Raw genomic sequence first — 20,555 nt, forward strand, 5'->3', positions numbered from 1 at the left:
GGTTACGGCCTCTCGGTCAGTTCGACGGGCGACCCTGGCGGCCGCCCCGAGGCACGCTCACTGTCGAGCGCGTGTTGCAGAATGATAGTCGCGGCCACCTGATCAATCACTGGCCTTTGTGTTTTGGCTGAGCGACCGGATGCCCGTAGCGCCGACTGTGCTGACACGGTAGAGAGTCGCTCGTCGACCAGGCGCACCGGCACCTTGAAGGTTCGGGCGAGCCGGTCGGCGAAATCGATCGCGTCGTCGGTTGAAGCGGTCACGTTTCCCGACAGGGCCAGCGGCAGGCCCACGATGACCTCGACGGCGTCAAACTCCTGCACTACGGCGCGAATGCGCGCGAGATCGGTCAGACCGGCCTGGTCGCGGGCAACGGTTTCGACCGGTGTGGCGAGCATGCCGTGGTTATCACTGCGGGCCAGCCCGATCCGCACCTTCCCGACGTCGACGCCGACCCGAACTCCGGAGCGCATCGTTAGCGGCTGATCGCGGCGACGACGGCCTGCAGCGCAGCCGGGATGGCGTCGCCGTTGGGGCCACCGCCCTGGGCGAGGTCGTCCTTGCCACCACCACCACCGCCGAGAATTCCGGCAACAGTCTTGGCGAGGGCACCGGCCTTGTGCCCGGCATCGCGAGCGGCCTGGTTGGTGGCGACGATCACGACGGGCTTGTCGGCGGCGATCGCCGAGAGCGCCACGACGACCGCGTCGGTACCGAGACGTTCCCGCGTGGCTAGGGCCAGCATCCGAACGTCGTCGGGAGAACCGAGCACACCGAGGTCTTCGGCGACAACGGTCACTGCGCCGACCCGGCGAGCCGTTGCCAACAGTGCGGGCACTCGGTCGGTCAGCGCGCGGGCTTCGAAGGCGGCGATCTTCTTCTCGGCCGCCCTGAGGCTCGTCACGAGGTCGCTGATGCGCTCGGGCAGCTGGTCGCGCGGCGTCTTCAGGCTCGAAGTGAGCTGCGACACGAGGGTGCGTTCGGCGGCGAGATCACGGAACGCTTCGAGTCCGACGAGGGATTCGACGCGGCGGTTCGCCGAACCGACCGAGGCCTCGCTGATCAGGTTGATCATGCCGATCTCGGCACTGCTGGAGACGTGGGTGCCGGCGCAGAGTTCGCGCGACCAGGGGCCGCCGATGTCGACGACGCGCACGACATCGCCGTACTTTTCGCCGAACAGTGCCATGGCACCGAGCGCCTTCGCCTCGGCGAGGGGCAATTCTCGCGTGGTCACCGGCAGGTTGTCGCGGATGGCGTTGTTGGAGATTTCTTCGATCTCGGTTCGGGTCGCCAGTGACAACGCCTGGTTCCAGGAGAAGTCGAGGCGAAAGAACCCGGCTTTGTTGTACGAGCCGGACTGGTGCGCGTTCGGGCCGAGAACCTGGCGCAGGGCGGCATGCAGAACGTGGGTACCGGAGTGCGCCTGGCGGGCGCCGCGACGCCAACTCTCGTCGACCACGCTTGTGGCGCTGTCGCCGACACCGACCTCGCCGGACTGCACGAGCACCTTGTGGCTGATCAGACCCTTGACCGGCTTTTGCACGTCGAGCACCTTGAGCTCGTAGCCGGGACCAACGATGAGGCCGGCATCCGCTTCCTGCCCGCCGGATTCGGCCCAGAGGGCCGTCTCGGCGAGGATGACTTCGGCGGTTTCACCGGCAACCGCGCTCGTGACGGACTCACCGTCCACGATGAGGCCGAGCACGCTCGACTCATTCTGCAGGTCGTCATACCCGGTGAAAACCGTCTCACCGAGGGCGCGGAAGGCGCTATAAACACCCAGGTCGGCCAGAGTTGTCTTCTTGGACTTCGCGTCGGCCTTGGCCATGGTGCGCTGCTTGGTCATGAGCACGTCGAAGGCGTCCCGATTGACGCTGAGGCCGGCTTCTTCGGCGATCTCGAGGGTGATCTCGATCGGGAACCCGTAGGTGTCGTGCAGCAGGAACGCAGTCGGGCCGGCGAGCTCAGTCTTGTTGGCCTTCTTAGTCTTCGCCACGGCCAGGTCGAGCACGGCGCTACCGCTCGCGAGGGTGCGCAAGAAGGTTTCTTCCTCGGCAAACGCGGCCTGGCTGATGCGCCCGAAGTCGCTTTTGACCTCGGGGTAGGCTGCGCTCATCGCGTCGCGGGAGGCAGGCAGCAGTTCGGGCAGGCTCACCGTGTCGACGCCGAGCAGGCGCATGGCGCGCACGCTGCGACGCAGCAGGCGGCGGAGGATATAGCCGCGGCCCTCGTTGGACGGCATGACGCCGTCGCTCATCAGCATGAGGGAGGAGCGTACGTGGTCGGCGACGATGCGCATGCGCACGTCGTCGTCGTGGTCGGCGCCGTAACGGCGGCCAGACAGGGCGGCGGCACGATCGAGCACCGGGCGAACCTGGTCGATCTCATACATGTTCTCGACGCCCTGTTTGAGGAACGCAACGCGCTCCAAGCCCATGCCGGTGTCGATGTTCTTCTTCGGCAGGTCGCCGAGAATCTTGAAATCGCTCTTGCCGGTGCTTTCGCCGCGCAGGTACTGCATAAAGACGAGGTTCCAGATTTCGACGTACCGGTCGTCGTCGGTGGCCGGGCCGCCGTCGGCGCCGTAGGCGGGGCCGCGGTCGAAGAAGATCTCCGAACAGGGGCCGGCCGGGCCTGGCTGGCCCGTGGACCAGTAGTTGGATTCCATACCGAGGCGCTGGATGCGATTGTCCGGCACGCCAATGGCCCGCCAGTAGCGGTAGGCCTCGTCGTCGTCGAGGTAGATGGTGACCCACAGGTCGCTTTCGCGAAAGCCGTAACCGCCCTGGTTCTCCGGCGTGGTCAGCAGCTCCCAGGCGAAGCCGATGGCTTCTTCCTTGAAGTAATCGCCAAAGCTGAAGTTGCCGTTCATCTGAAAGAAAGTGCCGTGCCGCGGGGTCTTTCCGACCTCTTCGATGTCGTTGGTACGGATACATTTTTGCACACTCGTGGCGCGCGGGTACGGCGCCGGAACGAGCCCGGTGAGGTACGGCACAAACGGCACCATGCCGGCCACGGTGAAGAGAAGGGTGGGGTCGTCGCTCACCAGTGACGCGGACGGCACAACGGTGTGTCCACGATCGGCGAAGAAGTCGAGCCAGCGCCCGCGAATGTCAGCAGTCTGCATGGTGTCCGTAGCTTTTGTCGTGCATGAATGTGGTGGTGCGGTGAAACGGTATGCCTGAGTCGAGCGGATGCCTACGGCGCGCTGGCCGCCGGTGCGTCACCCGCGGCATCAGCGGCGACGTCGCCGAGCGCGGCGTGCAGCTCGGCCTCGCGCTGGCGGTAGCCCTCCGAGATGGCCTCGCCGAACTCGCGGGCCTTGGTATCAAGTTCCGTGAAGAACTGCTTGCCCTGCTGGGTCTTGTTGACCTCGTGGGCCACCACGAAGCCCGCGGCCACGCCGATGACCAACCAGATGACGTTCTTCATGGCACTTCTCCCTGAATCTGGTCTAGCCGTAGCTATCGATAAGTCGGGCGCGAGAATATCAGCGCCGTCTCCAGAGTAGCCGGTCAACCCCGATTACGCCGAGGCCGCGGCCGCCCGGCGCGAAAGGCCGCCCGGACGCCGGCTGAGAAACCGGCGAGCTTGATCAACGGCCCGCCGACCGTGGCCGCGAACAACGCGACCAGCGCCGAGACGTTGCCGGTGACATCCGCTACGTTGCTCGTGATGGTGTCGACCCTGGCCAGTTGCTGGTTGGTAGAACGGATGGTCTCGGTCGTCTCGGTCAGCATCGGGGTGATTCCCTCGCTGAGTTCATGGATGGCGGCGGTGGTCTCATCGAACACGCGGCCCAGTTTGACCAAGGGAATAGCGATGACAGCGACCAGAATCGCGAACACGCCGGCAGCGATGAGGCCGGCAATATCTCCACCTGACACGGTGACTCCACTCAGTTCGAGGGGCCCCTGCGGAGCCCGGGTATACAAAAAGGGCGGATCACCCTGAGGTGATCCGCCCTTCAGCGTACCGGTTGGACTAGCGAGCTGCGTAGTACTCCACGACGAGCTGAACTTCACAGGTCACGGGGATCTCGATGCGCTTCGGGGCGCGCACGAGGCGTGCCTGCAGCTTGTCGAGCTCTACCTCGAGGTACGGCGGGAGCTTGGGAAGCAGGTCGACGTGGCCGCCGGCTGCTGCAACCTGGAAGGGCTCCATGCCCTCGCTGCGAGCCTTGACGTGCATGAGCTGGCCCGGCTTCACGCGGAAGGAGGGCCGGTCGACGAGCTCTCCGTCGACGAGGATGTGACGGTGCACGATCATCTGGCGCGCCTGAGCGGTGGTGCGGGCGATGGCCGAACGCACGAGGAGGGCGTCGAGACGCGTCTCGAGGATCTCGACGAGGTTCTCACCGGTCAGTCCCTGACGACGACGAGCCTGCTCGAAGGCAATCTTGAGCTGGGCTTCGCGGATGCCGTACTGGGCGCGTAAGCGCTGCTTTTCGCGCAGACGAACGGCATAGTCCGAATCGGTCTTGCGCTTGGTGCGGCCGTGCTCACCGGGTGCATAGGGGCGCTTCTCAAGGAAGCGGGCTGCCTTCGGCGTGAGGGCAATGCCCAGGGCGCGCGAGAGGCGAGTTTTACTGCGGGTACGTGACTTGGTAGACACGGTTTCCTTTCAATCGGACTCAATAACAGGGATACCAGGGCGAGTGCGTGTTTCTACAGCACAAACGTCATGGGAGATCAGAGGATTGGGTGCCATGGGACGTTCGGCTACAGAACGAAACCCCTCCAAACTGGAAACGGACGCAGCCGCATGCCGAAACCAGTTGTAGGCAGAGTCAAGATTAGCACAGAGCGGATGCTTCGCCTCGCGTTCCCGAGGCGGGCGTCGTCGAGGGATCATCCGCTCCTCGCTCAAACATCGCGGGTGCGCAGGACACTCCGCGAAACTCGCAACCCCGCGGAGAATCCCCCGCCGCCGCAAGTTCAGAGCTGAGTCACGAATCTATTCGTTGCGGACTATGCGGCGGATTTTCAGGAGACGAGCGTGGATGTCGCGCTCGTGCCCGTGCTCGGTCGGCACGTAATACTGGGTGGTTTTCAGTTCGGTCGGCGGGTATTGCTGAGCGACGACACCGAGGGGGTCGTTGTGCGGATAGACGTAGCCTTTGCCGTGGCCGAGGCGTTTGGCGCCCGGGTAGTGCGCGTCGCGCATGCCCTTGGGCACGCGGCCCATCTTGCCGGCGCGGACATCCGCTATGGCAGCATCGAGCGCCATGTAGGCCGCGTTCGACTTGGGGGCCGTCGCGAGGTGCACAACGGCCTGGGCGAGCGGAATACGACCTTCGGGCATGCCGATCAGCGCGACGGCATCGGCGGCGGCGACGGCGATGAGGAGCGATTGCGGGTCGGCCATGCCGATGTCTTCGGAGGCGAGGACGATGATGCGGCGACAGATGTAGCGCGGGTCTTCGCCGGCCTCGATCATGCGCGCCAGATAGTGCAGCGCGGCGTCGACGTCACTGCCGCGCACCGATTTGATGAACGCGCTGATCACGTCGTAGTGCTCGTCGCCATTGCGGTCATAGCGCAGCAGCGCACGATCAACGGCGAGCGAGACGATGTCGGTCGTGATGACGGGCTTGCCGGTCGCGCCGGGTTCGAGCGTCGATTCCGCCGAAACGGATGCCGCCTCCAGCGCCGTCAGCGCCCGCCGCGCATCCCCGGAGGCCAGGCGAATGATCGCGCCGCGGGCCTCTGACTCGAGTTCGAACCGGTCGGCCAACCCGCGCGCATCCGTGACGGCACGATCGACGACGATGCCAAGGTCGTCGTCGCTGAGAACTTCGAGGGTGAGCAGCAGAGAACGAGACAGCAGGGGCGAAATGATCGAAAACGACGGATTTTCGGTCGTCGCGGCGACCAGGATGACGACGCCGTTCTCGACCCCTGGCAGCAGGGTGTCTTGCTGGGCCTTGGAGAAGCGGTGGATCTCATCGAGAAACAGCACCGTCGCGAGACCGTAGAGGTCGCGGTTGGTTCGGGCGTCTTCCATCACCTGTCGCACGTCGCGCACGCCGGCCGTCACGGCAGAGAGTTCGACGAAACGACGTCCGGAACTGTGCGCGATCGCCTGCGCGAGCGTGGTCTTGCCGGTTCCGGGCGGTCCCCAGAGAATGACCGATACGCTGCCGCGCTCCCCGGTCTTGTCGCTGGCCAGACTAACCAGGGGCGACCCCGGGGTGAGCAGATGACGCTGGCCGGCCACCTCGTCCAGGGTTTTCGGGCGCATTCGTACGGCGAGGGGGGCCTGGCCACTCCGCAGACCCTGTTGAGCATCCGACATTCCTCCAGCGTAGTTTGTGAGAGAGTTCTACGAGGTCGGCCGCGTTGGCGTACGGTCACGTTTTGTCCGGTCGTCGCCAACCCCGACGGCCCTGGAGGGGTTCCAAGTGGCTTCGAATTACAAGCTCGAGCGTGCGGCACGTGAAGAGCGCGGACGTGTTCGTTCCTACCAGGCCCGACGGGCGGTGCACGAGCACCAGACGAAGCGGCGCGTGCGGGACAACCTGATCGCCGGTGGCGGACTCCTCGTGGTGCTGACCTTGATCGTGATCGCCCAGGTGTTCTACTTCGCTGGCGGCCCGGGTACCCCGGCGCCGACGGCAGCTACAACGTCCAGTCCAACGCCGACGCCCACGGCAGCGGCCGGTGCCAACACCGGCGACGTGCCCGCAAGCACTATCGCCGAGGGGCGCACCTGGACCGGCACCCTGAGCCTCAACGATGTCAACCTCGGCATCGAGCTGGACGGCGCGCGCGCCCCCCAGGGCGTCTCGTCCACGGTCAGCCTCGCCCAGAGCGGGTTCTATACCGGCGTGAGCTGCCACCGCCTCACCGACGGCGGCTTCTTCGTACTGCAGTGCGGCGATCCCGCCGGCGACGGATCCGGCGGTCCCGGTTACAGCTATGGTCCGGTCGAAAACGCTCCGGCCGATAACGTCTACCCGGCCGGTACCCTCGCCATGGCTCGCCAGGGCGGCAACGGATACAGCATGGGAAGCCAATTCTTCGTGGTCTACGACGACACGACTATCTCCTCCGACGCGGGCGGCGGCTACACCGTGCTCGGTCACGTCACGAGCGGACTGGACGAGCTCAAGGCCCAGATCACGGATGCCGGCACCGCGGACGGCTCCGGCGACGGCGCCCCGACGGTGCCAACGACGATCACGGGCTTAACACTTCAGTAGGATCGATCGTCACCCCTGCGCTATTGCAATAGGCTTATCAGGGTATTTCTTAGGTTCCGCACTCTTCACTCCCGCGGATCCACACACAACAACTCAGCAAAGGTGAGGCTCTTGACTACGACAGATCAGCAACCATGGGGTCGCGTAGACGAAACCGGCACGGTTTACGTGCGCGAGGCAGACGGCGAACGCGCCGTCGGTCAGTACCCGGATGCCACTCCGGAAGAGGCCCTGGCCTACTTCGAGCGTAAGTACGTTGAGCTCAACGGGCAGGTCACCCTGCTCGAGCAACGTGCGAAGGGTGGCGCTCCGGCCGCAGACATCGCCAAGTCGGTCGCCAACCTCAAAGTTGCCGTCGCCAATGCCAACGCGGTCGGAAACCTCGCCGCCCTGGCCGAGCGCCTCGGCGCTCTCGGCGGTGCTGTCAGTGAGCTCACCGAGCAGCAGAGCATCGAGACCAAGGCCGCATCCGCTGCCGCCGTCGCTGAGCGGGCCGAGATCGTGACCGAGGCCGAGCGTCTCGCCGCCGAAGATCCGGCCAAGACGCAGTGGAAGCAGACCAGCGCCGCTCTCGACGCCCTGTTCGCCAAGTGGCAGGCACACCAGCACGACGCCCCGCGCATTCCCAAGGGCGAGGCCAACGACCTGTGGAAGCGCTTCCGGGCCGCACGCACCACGATCGAGCAGAACCGTAAGGCGTTCTTCGCCGAGCTCGACAGCGCCCACAAAGACGTGCGCACCAAGAAGCAGCACCTGATCGAACAGGCTGAGGCCCTCGCCCCCCAGGGTGCCGATGGGGTTTCGTCGTATCGCAACCTGCTCGATGAGTGGAAGAAGGCTGGCCGCAGCGGCAAGAAGCAGGACGACGCCATGTGGGCCAAGTTCAAAGCTGCCGGCGACGTGCTCTACTCCGTTAAGAGTGAAGTTGAAGCCCAGGACAACGAGGAGTTCTCGGCGAACCTGGTAGTCAAACTCGAATTGCTCACGCAGGCCGAGACCCTGCTCACTACCACCGACCGCAACGCCGCTCGCGACACGCTCACCTTGATCCAGCGCAAGTGGGATGACATCGGCAAGGTCCCGCGGGATCAGGTCAAGCCGATCGAGGATCGCCTGCGCAAGGTGGAAGCAGTCGTGCGCAAGCTCGATGACGATCACTGGAAGCGCAACAACCCGGAGACCAAGGCTCGCACCGAGGGTCTGGCCGGGCAGCTGAACGACGCGATCGCCAAGCTCGAGGCCGAGCTGGCTACCGCGCAGGAGGGCCAGAACGCCCGGGCCATCAAGGACGCCACCGAAGCGCTCGAGGCCCGTAAGGCCTGGCTCAAGGCGATCGGCCAGTAACCGGCAGGCACTTGCACGCAGGCACTTAGTTATCCACACTCGGCGCACGCAACCAGCTTCTCCACAGATCCAGGCTCCTTCGGGGGCCTGGACCTGGTTAAGCGTCACTCTGGTGGCATGACGAATCCACCGGGGCGCCCGCTCACCCTCAACGACCTGCCACTGGCCGAGCTCTACGCCGCCCGCCTCGACGGCCAGGTCTTTCAGATCGCGGACTCCTGGTGCGTGATCGATGAAATAGACGGATGCGATACCCGCGCGATCGCCGCCGGCCAGCTGGTCCCGCCCCGCGCCATCGCCGAGCAGCTCACCGCCGCGTGGATCTACGGCGTCACGCCGGAGCCGCGGCGCCACCAGTTCTGTGTATTGATCGGCGCGCGTGCCACCACCGTGTGGTCGGCTCGGGCATCGGTGCGTGAAATTGTGCGAACGCCCGATGACGTGCACACCATCTCGGGGGTGCGGGTCACCACTCCCCTGCGCACCGCCGTCGATCTCGCCCGCTATGCGGTTTCACCGCCGGCGATGTCACCATCGACCACGTCAGAGCTGAGTGCCCTCCTGGCCCGCCTCCTGCACTACGGCCAGTACCCCGACGTGTCGGCCGCCATCCGCCTCTGCAAGCGAGGCAGCCCCGCTCACAGCGCTCTCGCTGTCGCGCGCTTCACGGCCGTCAGCACACCACTGTTTGCGCTGCGCCAGCAGGGCTGCGCGCGCAGGACCGCAGGTTAGCCGTCGCTAACCCGGTACACGTCGTACACGGCATCGATACGACGCACGGCATTGAGTACGCGGTCGAGGTGGGTGGTGTCCCCCATCTCAAAAACGAAGCGGCTGAGCGCGAGGCGATCGCTCGACGTGTTGACGGTGGCAGAAAGAATGTTCACGTGGTGCTCCGACAAGACCCGGGTGACGTCGGAGAGCAGGCCGGAGCGGTCAAGGGCTTCGATTTGGATGTGCACGAGGAACAGACTCTTCGAGGTTGGCGCCCACTCGACCTCGATCATGCGCTCGGGTTCTTTGAGCAACGACTGCACATTGTGGCAGGCGGCCTGATGCACAGAGACGCCTGCGCCGCGCGTGACGAATCCGACGATTTTGTCGCCGGGCACCGGGGTGCAGCAGCGGGCCAGTTTGACCAGAATGTCCGGTGCACCGCGCACCAGCACTCCGGAATCTCCGTTGCGGGTGGTCTGCGGCCGTCCGCGCGCGGCGACCGGAAAGTCGTTGCTGTCGTTGTCTTCGATGCTCTGTACCGAAGAGACGACCTTCTCGAGCACTGACTGGGTTGAAACGTGACCTTCACCGACGGCAGCATAAAGCGCCGACACATCTTCGTACTTAAGCTGAGCCGCGACCTCCGCGAACGAGTCCTGGTTCATCAGCTTCTGCAGCGGAAGGTTCTGCTTGCGCATGGCGCGGGCGATCGCGTCCCGGCCCTGCTCGATGGCCTCGTCGCGGCGTTCCTTTGTGAACCATTGCCGAATCTTGTTGCGGGCCCTGGGGCTCTTGACGAAGTTCAGCCAGTCTTTGCTCGGGCCGGAGTCGGGGTTTTTCGAGGTGAACACCTCGACCACGTCACCGGTGATCAGCTCGCTCTCCAACGGCACCAACCGGCCGTTGACCTTGGCTCCCATGGTGCGGTGTCCCACCTCGGTGTGCACCGCATAGGCAAAGTCGACCGGGGTCGCGCCGGACGGGAGGCCAATGACCCGGCCCTTCGGCGTGAAGACGTAAACCTCTTTGGCACCGATCTCGTACCGCAGGGAGTCCAGGAACTCGCCTGGGTCGGCCGTTTCGGCCTGCCAGTCAGAAATATGGGCGAGCCAAGCCATATCGGTATCGCTCTGCGGGCCGGGGCCGCCAGCGCTCTTGCCGTTGACCTGCTCCTTGTACTTCCAGTGCGCGGCGACACCGAATTCGGCACGCTGGTGCATTTCGGTCGTGCGAATCTGAATTTCTACCGCGCGACCGCTCGGCCCGAGCACGGTGGTGTGCAGGGACTGGTACAGGTTGAACTTCGGGGTGGCAATATAGTCCTTGAACCGGCCGGGCAGCGGCGTCCAGCGGGCATGCATGGATCCCAGCACCGCGTAGCAGTCCCGCACCGAGTTCACAAGCACGCGAATACCGACGAGGTCGTAGATCTCGTCGAAATCGCGGCCGCGCACGACCATTTTCTGGTAGATCGAGTAGTACTGCTTGGGGCGACCGGCAACCTTGCCGCGAATGCGCGCCGATTTGAGATCGTCGTTGATGGTGTCGATGATCTGTTGCACGAACTCTTCGCGCTGCGGAGTACGCTGCTTGACCAGGCTTTCAATTTCGGCGTAGAGCTTGGGGTACAGCACCGCAAAGGAGAGGTCCTCGAGTTCCCACTTGATCGTCTGGATCCCCAGGCGGTGCGCGAGAGGGGCGTAGATCTCCAGGGTCTCGGTGGCCTTGCGCACGGCGGATTCGTTGGGAACGAAGCCCCAGGTGCGGGCGTTGTGTAGCCGGTCGGCAAGTTTGATAATGAGGACGCGAATGTCCTTGGACATCGCGACGATCATCTTGCGCACGGTTTCGGCCTGGGTCGAGTCGCCGTACTTCACCTTGTCGAGCTTGGTGACACCATCGACGAGCATGGCGATTTCATCGCCGAAGTCGGCCCGCAGGGCGTCGAGGGTGTAATCGGTGTCTTCGACGGTGTCGTGCAGCAGGGCGGCCGCAATGGTTTTGGTACCGATGCCCAGGTCGGCCAGAATCTGCGCCACGGCGACTGGGTGGGTGATGTACGGCTCGCCGCTGCGACGCAGCTGTCCGTCGTGCGCTCGCTCGGCGGCGGTATACGCGCGTTCGATGATCGACAGGTCGACCTTCGGGTGGTTCAACCGCACCGTCTTGATCAGGCGGTCAACAGCACCGGCGGGCTGGGCCCGAGAGAAGATGCGAGGAACCAGACGGCGCAGCGAGGCCGGGGAGGGGGTCGTTGTGTCCGTCATAGTCTCACCTCGTGCGTCACGCCCACCGAAAGACGCGGGGTTGCGTTCCATCAATTATGCCGGTTCTGCGGGCGCAGTCCGTACGCCTCCGGCATAACGCTCTGTGCGGGGCCTACCCAGTCATCTGCAGAAACGGCCAGTCCGCAGGGACTGGCCGTTCCGGTCGTGCCAACTGAGCTGACTAGGCGGTGACGCTGGCCGCGGCCGGGGCCGAGGCCTTGGCGCGCGCAGCGAGGGCCTTCTTGTCGTGCTTGCGAATAGCGTCCTCGTTGTTGCGCAGCTGGGCGTACAGCGGTGATGCGATGAAGATGGTCGAGTAGGTTCCGACCAGAATTCCGATGAGCAGCGCGAGCGAGATGTCGCGCAGCGTGCCGGCGCCCAAGACGAACGCACCGATAAACAAAATGGATGCCACGGGCAGAGCCGCGACCACGGAGGTGTTGATCGAGCGCACGAGGGTCTGGTTCACGGCGAGGTTGACCGACTCGGAGAAGGTCCGGCTCGAGCCGGACCCGTCGAAGTTGGTGTTCTCGCGAATCTTGTCGAAGACCACGACGGTGTCGTAGAGCGAATATCCCAAAATGGTGAGGAATCCGATCACGGCCGCGGGTGTGATTTCAAAACCGGTGATTCCGTAGAACCCCGCGGTGATGACCAGGTCGTGCAGCAGGGCGACCATGGCCGCCACGGACATTTTCCAGGTGCGGAAATAGATGGCCATGATGATGCCGGCGAGCACGAGGAACACGACCAGGGCACGCAGTGCCTGCCCGGTGATGTCCTGCCCCCAGGTGGCGCCAATGAAGGAGGTGGCGACTTCCTTGACGGGCACGTTGTAGGCGGTGGCCAATGCGTCGCGCACTCCGGTCGTCTCGCCTTCGGACAGCTGGTCGGTCTGTACTCGAACGCCATCGGTGCCGACGGTGGAGACCTTTGGTACGGCATTCGGAACGACGCTGGAAACGGCATCCACTGCGGTGGTCTCTGACTGGCTGCTCATCTGCGAGACGACGAACTCGCTGCCGCCGGTGAACTCGATGCCGAAAACGAAGCCGCCGCGCAGCAGGAACGGGCCGACCATCGCGATGAGGATCATGCCGCCGGCGATCAGATACCACAGCTTGCGACGCCCGACGATGTTCAGCGAACGAGCGCCCGTGTAGAGGTCATTTCCAAATTTCGAGAAGCTGGCCATCAGGAATCCTTCCCGTCCGTTGGTCGATCAGTGCTGGAACCCACGAGCTCGGAAGCCTTGCGCTCCGCGATGGTTTGTCGTTTCGCCGCCTCTTTACTCGAGGAGGAGACCTTGGTCGCCGGCACGGAAGCCGAGGGTTCAAACCGCGCTCGACCACGATAGACAGCACCGAGGGCTCGCGGATCAAGGCCGCTGAGTTTGTGGCCCTCGTTGAAGAACTTGGTCTGGGCGATCAGTTGCAGCATCGGGTGGGTGAACAGACTGACCACGAGGAGGTCGACGATGGTAGTGAGGCCCAGGGTGAGGGCGAAGCCGCGTACGTTGCCGACGGCGAGCACGAACAGCACTGCGGCCGCGAGGAAGTTGACGACGTCGGAGGCGACGATGGTGCGGAAGGCTCGCTTCCAGCCGGCCTCGACCGAGGACTCCAGCCCGCGCCCATCACGCAACTCGTCACGGACGCGTTCGAAGTAGACGATGAACGAGTCGGCGGTGATACCGATGGCCACGATCAAACCGGCGACGCCGGCCAGTGACAAACGGTAGCCTTCACGCCAGGACAGGATGGTGATCAGCAGGTAGGTGATCACCGCTGCCACGCCGAGGGACGCAACGGTGACCAAACCGAGCAGGCGGTACTGAGCGAGTGAGTAGAGGACGACGAGGATCAGACCGATCAATCCGGCAATGAGGCCGTTGAGCAGCTGGGTCGAACCGAGCGTTGCCGAGATGGTGTCCTGGCTCTGCACGGTGAAGCTGATCGGGAGTGCACCGAACTTGAGCTGGTCAGCCAGGGCCTTGGAACTTTCCTGATCGAAAGACCCGGTGATCTGAGGCTTGCCGTCGAGGATGGCACCCTGGGTGGCCGGGGCCGAAATCACGTGGCCGTCGAGCACGATGGCGAACTGGTTCTGCACACCGGTCAGGCTGAACAGGCGGGTCGTCACGTCTGCAAACTTCGAGGTTCCCGAGCTGTTGAAGACGATGTTGACGGCCCACTCGCCGGTGGTCGCGCCGTTTTGAGTGGTGCGCTGGCCGTTGGTCGCGTCCGAGATCGTGGAACCGTCGACCTCGACCGGGCCGAGGATGTATTTGACCGAGCCGTCGGTCTCACAGGTGATCAGGGGCTGGTCGGCGGGCGCCACGTTGGTGCTGTTGATCTTGTTGCAATCGAAGGCGTCGTACTCGGCCTGAAGAGCCGGGGTGACGTAGTTCAGGTCGCTCGCGTCGGTCGGTGCAACGGCCGGTGTGGTTGACAGGCTCGGATCAACCGTCGCCTGCGGCGCCGGCGTTGCGGTGCCGTCGGCCCCGACGGTCTGGCCGGACGGCTGCCCGGCTACGAGTACGGCCCGAAATTCGAGCTTCGCCGAGGACTTGATGCGCTCCAGGGTGGCATCATCGGGGGTGCCTGGAATCGAGACGACGATGTTTCGACCGCCCTGAGTGTTGACTTCTGTTTCCGACACTCCAGACGAGTTGATGCGCTGTCGAATGATCCCAACGGCCTCGTCGAGCTGCTCCGAGGTGACTGTCGCGCCACTCTCCACCTGCGGGGCGAGGATGATCTGGGTTCCGCCCTCGAGGTCGAGGGCCAGTTTCGGCGTCCACGATCCGTTCTGGGTGAATACACCGAACGCGTTGAGGGCGATGAGGCCGACGATAATCACGCCAAGCCAGGTCAGGGAACGCCAGGCCTTCTTGACCGGAGACGACTTAGCCACCTATGAACTCAGCTTTCTGTTGGCGCCCACACCAAACTGTGTGGACGCGCCGCTTGATGCATTACGTGCGTTTCGTGCAATAAATAAACGTGCCAAGCGAGTATGCCCTACGAAATAGGCCGTACCGAACTATGCCTGCCGAAAAACGACTACGCGTCACCCTTTTTGGGCTGGTCGGTCGTGTCGGTGTCAAGGTCGGCAACGCGCTGGCCGAATTCCGGCTCGTTCAGCGAGTCGATGGCCTGAACGCTCTCGTCGTCGAGTTCGTCGGCGACAACCGGCTCAACCACGCGAGCGATGGTCTGGCGGTGGATCTCGACGATGACGCCGGGCGCGATCTGCAGCTCGACCTTGTTGGCTTCTTCATCGATGGCAATGATCGTGCCGTACATGCCGAAGTTGGTCATGACGTCGGCGCCGGGAACCATGGTGGCCTGCAGGGCCTCCTGGTCCCTCTTGCGCTTGCGGCCGTTGCGGAACATGAAGAAGACGAGTACGGCCAGGACGGCCAGCATGACGAGAGTCAAAGAATCCATAGAGCGGTGAAACCTTTCGATTGCGGCGCGGGTGGCCGAAGCTGTGAGTGAAGACCCGACAGCAGGCCTAGAGAATATGCCTCTAGACAGGCGGGCCAAATTGAATTATAGGTCAAGAAGGGTCGTACTGCCCTGTGCAGTCGAGCCCGGGGGCGGCACGAGGCCAAAATGTTGCCACGCTGCGCTGGTGGCAACGCGCCCTCGCGGGGTACGCGTGAGGAAGCCTATCCGCACCAGGAAGGGCTCGACGACCGCTTCGACAGTTTCGGACTCTTCCCCCACCGACACGGCCAGGGTATTGAGCCCCACCGGTCCGCCGCCAAAACGAGTCAAAATGATCTTCATGACCTCCCGGTCGAGCCGATCGAGGCCGATCGCGTCGACGTCGTAGAGTTCGAGGGCTGCGTGCACCGCGGCGATGTCGGCAGCTCCCCCGTGCACGAGCGCATAGTCGCGCACGCGGCGCAGCAGGCGGTTCGCGATGCGCGGTGTGCCACGGCACCGTCCGGCGATCTCGGCGAGGGCATCCTTCTTGATCGGCAGCTCGATGAGCTGCGCTGCCCGGGCCAACACCTGTTCGAGCTCGCTCTCGGCGTAGAACTCGAGGTGGGCGGTGAAACCGAAACGGTCCCGCAGAGGGTTCGGCAGCAGGCCAGACCGGGTCGTGGCACCGACCAGGGTGAATGGGGCCAGGTCGAGTGGAACGGAAGTGGCGCCAGCACCCTTTCCCACCATGATGTCGATGCGAAAGTCTTCCATAGCGAGGTAGAGCATCTCCTCGGCGGAGCGTGCCATGCGGTGGATTTCATCGATGAACAGCACCTCGCCGGGAACCAAGGACGACAGCACGGCCGCTAGATCGCCGGCGTGCTGGATGGCCGGACCACTCGACATGCGCAGCGGGCGGTTGCCCTCGTAAGCGACGATCATGGCCAGGGTGGTTTTGCCGAGGCCGGGAGGGCCAGCCAGGAGGATGTGGTCTGGCGTGCGATTCTGCATGGTCGCGGCGGTCAGCAGCAGCTGCAACTGCCCACGTACCTTTTTCTGGCCGACGAATTCGGCCAGACTCGCCGGGCGCAGAGCGCCCTCGAAGGCTAGCTCGGACTCACTTTCGAGCGAGGGGCTGACCAGTTTGATGGCGGAGTTTTCGACAGCGGGATCAGTGCTCATGAGCGCCCCGTTCCGTTGCTCGCGGCCGCCGACCCGGTGGCGTGGTGCGCTGCCGGACCCAGGCGGCCGAGGGCCAACCGAAGCACTGCGGCCACCGCCGGCGGCGCAGCGTCGTCATCGGCGACATCCGCCAACTCGGTGAGGGTATCGTCGACGGCCTCGGCCGCGACGCGCTCCGACCAGCCGAGGCCGATCAGCGCGGCCTGCACGCTGACAGCAACCGAGGTGGCATTTGGCTGGCGGGTTGGAGACGTCGCCGCGGTGACGGCGAGCTTGCCGGCCAGGGAGAGAACGATGAGTTTGGCGGTTTTCGGTCCAATGCCGCTGACCTTGCGGAAGGCGCCGTCGTCGTCGCCGGCGACGGCCTGCGCGATCTGGTTGGGGCTGAGCACCGCGAGCACGCCCAGGGCGGACTTGGGACCCACACCGGTCACACCGACGAGGAGTTCGAAGACCGCAAGCTCATCGGCAGTGGGAAAGCCATAGAGAGTGAGCGAATCTTCACGCACGATGAGGGTGGTCACCAGCCGGGCTTCGTCATTGATGCGCAGGCCGAGTGCGGTGGCCGGCGTCACCTGGATGCCGAGGCCGACTCCCCCAACCTCGATCACGACGGTTGAGCCGACAGCTGAAAGGACAAGGCCACGTACGGAAGAGATCACCGCTTAAGACTACGGGGCACCGCTGACGCTGCTGGCACCGACCCACGTTCGGCGGCACGCCAGGCCCTCTGCGCTGGCGTCAGCGCGCCCGTCGTGACCGTGGCAGCTTTCACCGAGGCGACGGTCGGCAGGGTGCCACCGGATGCTCCGGTGCGCCAGGCGTGGCAGATCGCGAGGGCGAGGGCATCCGCTGCGTCAGCTGGTTTGGGAATCTCGGTCAGCCCGAGGATGCGGGCGACCATGGTGCCGACCTGCTTCTTATCGGCGGCACCGTAACCGGTGATGGCGGCCTTCACCTCGCTCGGAGTGTGCAGGGTTACCGGCAGACCGCGCTGCGCGGCGAGCAGCAGGGCGACCCCGCTGATCTGCGCTGTGCCCATGACGGTGCGCACGTTGTGCTGGGCGAAGACCCGCTCAATGGCGATGAACTGCGGCCGGTGGCGGTCGAGCATCTCTTCCAGACCCTGGGACAACAACAGCAGCCGCCGCTCCAGCGGAAGGTCGGCGGCGCTCCGCAGCACGGTCACATCGACCAGACGGGCGGAGCGGTTGCCCTCGACATCGACCACGCCCACACCGCAGCGGGTGAGGCCCGGGTCGATGCCGAGAACCCTGACCGCCATCGAACTACTCGGACTCGGCTGCGAGTGCGGCCTGAACCTCGGCCGACAGGTCGTAGTTTGAGTACACGTTCTGCACGTCGTCGAGGTCTTCCATCGCGTCGATCAGGTGGAACACTTTGCGGGCGGTTTCGGCGTCGACCTCAATCTTGAGCGACGGAATGAACGCGATGTCAGCTGACTCATAGTCGATTCCGGCGGCCTGCAGCGCGGTGCGGGTGGCGACGAGATCGCCAACGGAGGAGTGGACCTCGAAGGTGTCCCCCTCGTCGATGACCTCTTCGGCGCCGGCATCGAGAACGGCGAGCATGATGTCGTCTTCGGTGAGTGTCGGCAGGTGCTTGACCACAACGACGCCCTTGCGGTGAAAGTTGTAGGCGACACTGCCCGGATCGGCCATGGCGCCGCCATTGCGGGCCATTGCTGTGCGCACCTCGGCTGCGGCACGGTTTTTGTTGTCGGTGAGGCACTCGATCATGATCGCGACACCGTGCGTGGCGTAGCCCTCGTACATAATCGTCGTGTAGTCCACCTGCTCGCCCGACAGCCCGGCACCGCGCTTGACTGCGCGGTCGATGTTGTCGTTGGGGACCGAGGTCTTCTTGGCCTTCTGGATAGCGTCAACCAGCGTGGGGTTACCCGAGAGGTCAGCGCCGCCCAGTCGGGCCGCGACCTCGATGTTCTTGATGAGCTTGGCGAACGCCTTGGCCCGCCTGGAATCGGTGACCGCCTTCTGGTGCTTGGTAGTGGCCCATTTGGAATGCCCGGACATACATCTCCCGTTGTTGTGCTACGTCAAAATTAAGTGAGCGCTGCGAAGTCGGTGCACGCTTAGTGCCGGATCAGTCTATCCCGGAGTGACTTCCAGCAGCTTGTGCAGCGTGTGCAGGTTACGGGTGGTCGTCGTGTCACGGTACTTGAGCTTGGCGCTCTTCTTGCTGAAGGCGCTCTTGATGCCCACGGCCTTGCGAACCTCCCAGTACAGCACGCCGTGGCCGAGTTCGATGCGTTCGTCGGACGGCTCGAGCTCCTTGGCGTGACCGGCCAGTTCACTGAGATGACCGGGGTCGGAGGAGAACATGACATAGGAATGCCAGCCGTCATGATCGGCGGTGAAGGGAAAGGCACGCACGATCCGGTCGAGCGATTCGGCGTCGACCAGCACGATCCAGGCCTCGTACTCGAACCGGGCGGTCAGGGCCGCTTCGATGCGCGCCTTGAGGGCCGCGGCATCCGCTTTGTCGACGAGCGGACTGTCGATGCTGAAGATGACGTTGCCGCTCGCCAGCACGGTTTTGACGTCGGTGTAACCGAGGTCGTGAAAGGTGTCGGCAAGATTGGCCATGGCGATGGTGATGCCGTTGACGTTGATGCCACGGAGCAGTGCTACATATCGGGTCATCGTTGACCACCGGGTGTCTGAGTCATGTCTGAACCCTAGCCACACTCGCGCGCCCGGCACAATTGGGCCTGGCATCAGCGGGCGGCGGCGACCAGTTTCTGCAGGAAATACTGATGAAAACGGTATTCACCGGTGATCTCAGGGTGAAAGGACGTGCCGAGCAGGTTTCCCTGTTCCACGGCGACGCACCGGCCGTCGTCGAGGGTGGCCAGGGCGGTCGCCAGCGGGCCGACGGTTTCGACCACCGGGGCGCGAATGAACACCGCGTGCACCGGTTTGTCACCGAGCGCTGCAATGTCAAGGTCGGTCTCGAAGGAAGCGGTCTGCGAACCGAAGGCGTTGCGGCGCACGGCGATGTCGAGTCCGCCGAGGCTCTGCTGGCCGTTCATGCCATCGAGAATCGTGTCGGCGAGCATGATCAGCCCCGCGCAGGTTCCATAGACGGGCAGCCCGCCGCGGATGGCTGCGCGGAGCGGTTCGGCTAGGCCGAAGGTACGGGCGAGCTTGTCCATGACGCTCGATTCGCCGCCCGGAATGACCAGACCGTCGACCTGGAGCAATTCTTCCGGACGGCGCACCAGGGCGACGTTCGCGCCGAGCTCGCGCAGTACCTGCGCGTGCTCACGAAAATCGCCCTGCAGGGCGAGCACCCCAACCCGCAGTCCTGCCGGTACAGCAGCCTCTGCCGGTCGGGTGCCCATCGAGAGAATCGTCACGAACGGTCTGGCTACCAGCCGCGCGTAGCGAGGCGGTGCGGTGCGGGGATGTCCGACACGTTGATACCGACCATGGCTTCACCGAGGCCGCGGGAGACCTCAGCGATGACCTTGGCGTCGTCGTAGAAGGTGACAGCCTTCACGATGGCGGCGGCACGCTGTTCGGGGTTGCCCGACTTGAAGACGCCGGAGCCAACGAACACACCGTCAGCGCCGAGCTGCATCATCATTGCGGCGTCGGCCGGGGTGGCCACGCCTCCGGCGGTGAACAGAACCACCGGCAGCTTGCCGGTGGTGGCGATCTCGGCGACGAGCTCGTAGGGAGCCTGGAGTTCCTTGGCGGCGACATAGAGTTCGTCACGGCTCATCGAGGTGAGGCGCTTGATCTCGCCGTTGATCGTGCGGATGTGCTTGGTGGCTTCGGAGACGTCGCCGGTGCCGGCCTCGCCCTTGGATCGAATCATGGCCGCGCCCTCGTTGATGCGGCGAAGCGCCTCACCGAGGTTGGTAGCGCCACAGACGAAGGGAATGGTGAAGTTCCACTTGTCGATGTGGTTCATGTAGTCGGCCGGGCTAAGCACTTCGGACTCGTCGATGTAGTCGACGCCGAGCACCTCGAGAATCTGTGCTTCGACGAAGTGGCCGATGCGGGCCTTCGCCATGACCGGAATGTTGACCTCGGCGATGATGCTGTCGATCAGGTCGGGGTCGCTCATGCGGGCCACGCCACCCTGCGAGCGGATGTCGGCGGGAACGCGTTCGAGAGCCATGACGGCGACAGCGCCGGCGTCTTCAGCAATACGAGCCTGGGCAGCGGTGACGACGTCCATGATGACGCCGCCCTTGAGCATTTCGGCGAGTCCACGCTTGACGCGGCTCGATCCGAACTGCTCGGCAGAGGTTGATTCAGTCATAACTACGATCCTATTCCTTGCATGGTGGTGGTCTGGTCGGAGCCTGGTGGGTGTGAGCCGAAGACCGGGGCGCACCAGCACGCG

20 protein-coding genes are annotated in these 20,555 nt (G+C 64.4%); 3 read left to right on the forward strand and 17 right to left on the reverse strand.

Translation table 11 applies throughout. The features are described from left to right. Positions 1 to 2 precede the first annotated feature (2 nt). The 6 genes from ruvX to CXY78_RS17270 all read right to left on the reverse strand — a co-directional run bounded on the left by ruvX (position 3) and on the right by CXY78_RS17270 (position 6,300). Positions 3 to 473 (reverse strand): Holliday junction resolvase RuvX, encoded by a 471-nt coding sequence (ruvX, locus tag CXY78_RS17245; protein WP_104090403.1) that lies wholly within the window; start codon positions 471 to 473, stop codon positions 3 to 5. 2 nt (positions 474 to 475) lie between these two features. Beyond that, positions 476 to 3,130, reverse strand: a complete 2,655-nt coding sequence (gene alaS, locus CXY78_RS17250; protein WP_092340040.1) for an alanine--tRNA ligase — start codon at positions 3,128 to 3,130, stop codon at positions 476 to 478. A 71-nt stretch (positions 3,131 to 3,201) separates the two neighbouring features. After that, the gene (locus tag CXY78_RS17255; protein WP_092340039.1) at positions 3,202 to 3,435 is read right to left on the reverse strand and encodes a hypothetical protein; all 234 of its coding nucleotides are present in this window, start codon (positions 3,433 to 3,435) and stop codon (positions 3,202 to 3,204) included. A gap of 83 nt (positions 3,436 to 3,518) precedes the next feature. Then, positions 3,519 to 3,890, reverse strand: coding sequence for a DUF948 domain-containing protein (locus CXY78_RS17260; RefSeq protein WP_104090539.1), 372 nt, complete (start codon positions 3,888 to 3,890; stop codon positions 3,519 to 3,521). Between the two features lie 97 nt (positions 3,891 to 3,987). Next, on the reverse strand, positions 3,988 to 4,617 hold the full coding sequence (rpsD, locus tag CXY78_RS17265; RefSeq protein WP_092107727.1) for a 30S ribosomal protein S4: 630 nt from the start codon (positions 4,615 to 4,617) through the stop codon (positions 3,988 to 3,990). Between the two features lie 342 nt (positions 4,618 to 4,959). After that, on the reverse strand, positions 4,960 to 6,300 hold the full coding sequence (locus CXY78_RS17270; RefSeq protein ID WP_092340037.1) for a replication-associated recombination protein A: 1,341 nt from the start codon (positions 6,298 to 6,300) through the stop codon (positions 4,960 to 4,962). A 106-nt stretch (positions 6,301 to 6,406) separates the two neighbouring features. On the opposite strand from CXY78_RS17270, the gene CXY78_RS17275 reads away from it, so the two are divergent. The 3 genes from CXY78_RS17275 to CXY78_RS17285 all read left to right on the forward strand — a co-directional run bounded on the left by CXY78_RS17275 (position 6,407) and on the right by CXY78_RS17285 (position 9,283). Then, the gene (locus CXY78_RS17275; RefSeq protein WP_092340036.1) at positions 6,407 to 7,207 is read left to right on the forward strand and encodes a peptidylprolyl isomerase; all 801 of its coding nucleotides are present in this window, start codon (positions 6,407 to 6,409) and stop codon (positions 7,205 to 7,207) included. 111 nt (positions 7,208 to 7,318) lie between these two features. Further along, positions 7,319 to 8,551: a DUF349 domain-containing protein gene (locus CXY78_RS17280; protein WP_092340035.1), complete on the forward strand. Its 1,233-nt coding sequence runs from the start codon at positions 7,319 to 7,321 to the stop codon at positions 8,549 to 8,551. A gap of 117 nt (positions 8,552 to 8,668) precedes the next feature. Next, positions 8,669 to 9,283: a type IV toxin-antitoxin system AbiEi family antitoxin gene (locus tag CXY78_RS17285; RefSeq protein WP_104090404.1), complete on the forward strand. Its 615-nt coding sequence runs from the start codon at positions 8,669 to 8,671 to the stop codon at positions 9,281 to 9,283. On the opposite strand, the gene CXY78_RS17290 is transcribed toward CXY78_RS17285, so the two are convergent. The 11 genes from CXY78_RS17290 to pdxS all read right to left on the reverse strand — a co-directional run bounded on the left by CXY78_RS17290 (position 9,280) and on the right by pdxS (position 20,471). Next, positions 9,280 to 11,535, reverse strand: a complete 2,256-nt coding sequence (locus CXY78_RS17290; protein ID WP_092340033.1) for a bifunctional (p)ppGpp synthetase/guanosine-3',5'-bis(diphosphate) 3'-pyrophosphohydrolase — start codon at positions 11,533 to 11,535, stop codon at positions 9,280 to 9,282. The two genes, CXY78_RS17285 and CXY78_RS17290, sit on opposite strands and share 4 nt — an antisense overlap. A gap of 181 nt (positions 11,536 to 11,716) precedes the next feature. After that, complete coding sequence (gene secF, locus CXY78_RS17295) at positions 11,717 to 12,730, reverse strand: protein translocase subunit SecF (RefSeq protein WP_104090407.1); 1,014 nt, start codon at positions 12,728 to 12,730, stop codon at positions 11,717 to 11,719. Beyond that, positions 12,730 to 14,451 (reverse strand): protein translocase subunit SecD, encoded by a 1,722-nt coding sequence (secD, locus tag CXY78_RS17300; RefSeq protein WP_104090408.1) that lies wholly within the window; start codon positions 14,449 to 14,451, stop codon positions 12,730 to 12,732. The genes secF and secD overlap by 1 nt, the downstream gene beginning before the upstream one ends. 149 nt (positions 14,452 to 14,600) lie before the next feature. Next, positions 14,601 to 14,987 (reverse strand): preprotein translocase subunit YajC, encoded by a 387-nt coding sequence (gene yajC, locus CXY78_RS17305; RefSeq protein WP_092340030.1) that lies wholly within the window; start codon positions 14,985 to 14,987, stop codon positions 14,601 to 14,603. 105 nt (positions 14,988 to 15,092) lie between these two features. Next, entirely contained in the window at positions 15,093 to 16,157 is a 1,065-nt protein-coding gene (gene ruvB / locus CXY78_RS17310; RefSeq protein WP_092340029.1) for a Holliday junction branch migration DNA helicase RuvB, read from the reverse strand. Next, positions 16,154 to 16,819 (reverse strand): Holliday junction branch migration protein RuvA, encoded by a 666-nt coding sequence (gene ruvA / locus CXY78_RS17315; RefSeq protein ID WP_092340028.1) that lies wholly within the window; start codon positions 16,817 to 16,819, stop codon positions 16,154 to 16,156. The genes ruvB and ruvA overlap by 4 nt, the downstream gene beginning before the upstream one ends. Continuing rightward, a complete protein-coding gene (gene ruvC, locus CXY78_RS17320) occupies positions 16,816 to 17,442 on the reverse strand; it encodes a crossover junction endodeoxyribonuclease RuvC (RefSeq protein WP_092340027.1) in 627 nt (208 codons plus the stop codon). The genes ruvA and ruvC overlap by 4 nt, the downstream gene beginning before the upstream one ends. A gap of 4 nt (positions 17,443 to 17,446) precedes the next feature. Beyond that, positions 17,447 to 18,211 (reverse strand): YebC/PmpR family DNA-binding transcriptional regulator, encoded by a 765-nt coding sequence (locus CXY78_RS17325; RefSeq protein WP_092340026.1) that lies wholly within the window; start codon positions 18,209 to 18,211, stop codon positions 17,447 to 17,449. Between the two features lie 75 nt (positions 18,212 to 18,286). Further along, positions 18,287 to 18,841: a DUF1697 domain-containing protein gene (locus tag CXY78_RS17330; protein WP_092340025.1), complete on the reverse strand. Its 555-nt coding sequence runs from the start codon at positions 18,839 to 18,841 to the stop codon at positions 18,287 to 18,289. A 74-nt stretch (positions 18,842 to 18,915) separates the two neighbouring features. After that, the gene (gene pdxT / locus CXY78_RS17335) at positions 18,916 to 19,542 is read right to left on the reverse strand and encodes a pyridoxal 5'-phosphate synthase glutaminase subunit PdxT (protein WP_104090409.1); all 627 of its coding nucleotides are present in this window, start codon (positions 19,540 to 19,542) and stop codon (positions 18,916 to 18,918) included. 26 nt (positions 19,543 to 19,568) lie between these two features. Next, positions 19,569 to 20,471, reverse strand: a complete 903-nt coding sequence (pdxS, locus tag CXY78_RS17340) for a pyridoxal 5'-phosphate synthase lyase subunit PdxS (protein ID WP_092340023.1) — start codon at positions 20,469 to 20,471, stop codon at positions 19,569 to 19,571. Between the last annotated feature and the right edge of the window lie 84 nt (positions 20,472 to 20,555).

The sequence above is a fragment of the Cryobacterium sp. N19 genome, from assembly GCF_002929595.1.
GTDB classification, from domain to species: Bacteria; Actinomycetota; Actinomycetes; order Actinomycetales; family Microbacteriaceae; genus Cryobacterium; species Cryobacterium flavum.

What these genes read in the sequence shown, in the direction of transcription:
- yajC (WP_092340030.1), bottom strand. Translation starts at nt 14,987, where the DNA reads ATGGATTCTTTGACTCTCGTCATGCTGGCCGTCCTGGCCGTACTCGTC.
- ruvX (WP_104090403.1), bottom strand. Translation starts at nt 473, where the DNA reads ATGCGCTCCGGAGTTCGGGTCGGCGTCGACGTCGGGAAGGTGCGGATC.
- CXY78_RS17290 (WP_092340033.1), bottom strand. Translation starts at nt 11,535, where the DNA reads ATGACGGACACAACGACCCCCTCCCCGGCCTCGCTGCGCCGTCTGGTT.
- CXY78_RS17285 (WP_104090404.1), top strand. Translation starts at nt 8,669, where the DNA reads ATGACGAATCCACCGGGGCGCCCGCTCACCCTCAACGACCTGCCACTG.
- CXY78_RS17330 (WP_092340025.1), bottom strand. Translation starts at nt 18,841, where the DNA reads ATGACCCGATATGTAGCACTGCTCCGTGGCATCAACGTCAACGGCATC.
- CXY78_RS17325 (WP_092340026.1), bottom strand. Translation starts at nt 18,211, where the DNA reads ATGTCCGGGCATTCCAAATGGGCCACTACCAAGCACCAGAAGGCGGTC.
- CXY78_RS17255 (WP_092340039.1), bottom strand. Translation starts at nt 3,435, where the DNA reads ATGAAGAACGTCATCTGGTTGGTCATCGGCGTGGCCGCGGGCTTCGTG.
- ruvC (WP_092340027.1), bottom strand. Translation starts at nt 17,442, where the DNA reads ATGGCGGTCAGGGTTCTCGGCATCGACCCGGGCCTCACCCGCTGCGGT.
- CXY78_RS17270 (WP_092340037.1), bottom strand. Translation starts at nt 6,300, where the DNA reads ATGTCGGATGCTCAACAGGGTCTGCGGAGTGGCCAGGCCCCCCTCGCC.
- pdxT (WP_104090409.1), bottom strand. Translation starts at nt 19,542, where the DNA reads ATGGGCACCCGACCGGCAGAGGCTGCTGTACCGGCAGGACTGCGGGTT.
- ruvB (WP_092340029.1), bottom strand. Translation starts at nt 16,157, where the DNA reads ATGAGCACTGATCCCGCTGTCGAAAACTCCGCCATCAAACTGGTCAGC.
- alaS (WP_092340040.1), bottom strand. Translation starts at nt 3,130, where the DNA reads ATGCAGACTGCTGACATTCGCGGGCGCTGGCTCGACTTCTTCGCCGAT.
- secF (WP_104090407.1), bottom strand. Translation starts at nt 12,730, where the DNA reads ATGGCCAGCTTCTCGAAATTTGGAAATGACCTCTACACGGGCGCTCGT.
- pdxS (WP_092340023.1), bottom strand. Translation starts at nt 20,471, where the DNA reads ATGACTGAATCAACCTCTGCCGAGCAGTTCGGATCGAGCCGCGTCAAG.